Origin of the sequence: Streptomyces africanus, assembly GCF_002150735.1 — a bacterium.
Classification (GTDB): domain Bacteria; phylum Actinomycetota; class Actinomycetes; order Streptomycetales; family Streptomycetaceae; genus Streptomyces; species Streptomyces africanus.
In genome coordinates this window covers 1-1187 of sequence record NZ_MUKA01000550.1, presented here as the reverse complement: position 1 = coordinate 1187, position 1187 = coordinate 1, and the positions used below count along the sequence as shown (strand labels likewise).

At 75.1% G+C, this 1187-nt stretch carries 1 protein-coding gene; it reads left to right on the top strand.

Annotation, left to right across the window (positions count from 1 at the left end; genetic code table 11):
* On the top strand, nt 1-1187 hold a 1187-nt coding region (locus tag CCL05_RS41895; protein ID WP_107400591.1), incomplete at both ends, for a S8/S53 family peptidase.

Here is a 1187-nt window from a genome sequence, read left to right as displayed (position 1 = left end):
CGGCGTCACCCGGATCCGGGTCGGCGACCCCGGCGAAGGCGGCCGGGGAGCGGACCGGGCCGTCGCACAGGCGCTGCGGGCCGTACGCGAGCGCGAGGTCCGCGCCGGGCACCGGATGGTCGCCCGCAACCACGTGGTGCACATCGCGGTCAACGCCTGCCCCGGCGACGAACCCGTGCCCGTCCCGGCGAGCGAGCCGCCCAACCCGGCCGCCGCGGACACGGTGTACGACCCGGGCAGCGCCGTCGGCGTCCTCGTCGTCGACACCGGCCTCACGCACGACCACCGCTCCTGCGCGCTCCTCGCCCACACCGACGGCGACGCCCAGGTCCAGGAGTGCGACGAGCAGGGGATCCTCCGGCAGTACGTCGGGCACGGCACGTTCATCGCCGGGCTCGTCGCCGCCGTCGCGCCCAACACCGACATCACCGTGCGCGGCAGCCTCAACGACGCGGGCGCGATCCTGGAATCGGAGTTCGGCGAGAAGCTCTTCGAAGCCGTCGACGCCGGCGGCTGGCCCGACGTCCTCAGCCTCTCCGCCGGCACCTCCAACGGCCGCACCGACGGCCTGCTCGGCGTGGAGAACTTCATGCGGGAACTGCGCGAGCAGCGCACCCTGCTGGTGGCCGCCGCCGGGAACAACGGCAGCGCCACCCCCTTCTGGCCCGCCGCCTACGCCGACCTGCCCGGCTGGGAGGACTCCGTGCTGTCGGTCGGCGCGCTGCGCAGCGACGGCGAGTCCGCCGCCTGCTTCACCAACCACGGCCCCTGGGTGAAGGTCTACGCCCCCGGCGAGCGCCTCACCGGCGCCCTCACCGGCTTCGAGACGCCCGTCCCGTACGTCTACCAGCACTCCACGTACGACGCCTGCCGCTACGGCTTCACCTACGGCTGTACCTGTCGGCACCCCCGCCACACCGGCGTGCTCAGCGACGACAACGCCGCCGCCAAGCCCGACCAGGTGATGTTCGAGGGGTACGCGCAGTGGAGCGGCACCTCCTTCGCCACCCCGGTGACCGCCGGCCTGGTCGCCGCCCACATGACGGCGCACAAGGAGACCGACCCGCGCGCGGCCCGGCGGCAGTTGCTCGCCGGCGGCACCGGGGTCGCGGACGTGCGCGGGGCGCACGTGCCCGCGCTGCGCCCGCCCACCTGGCGCCCCGTCCCGGTCGTGCGCCCCGCGCACG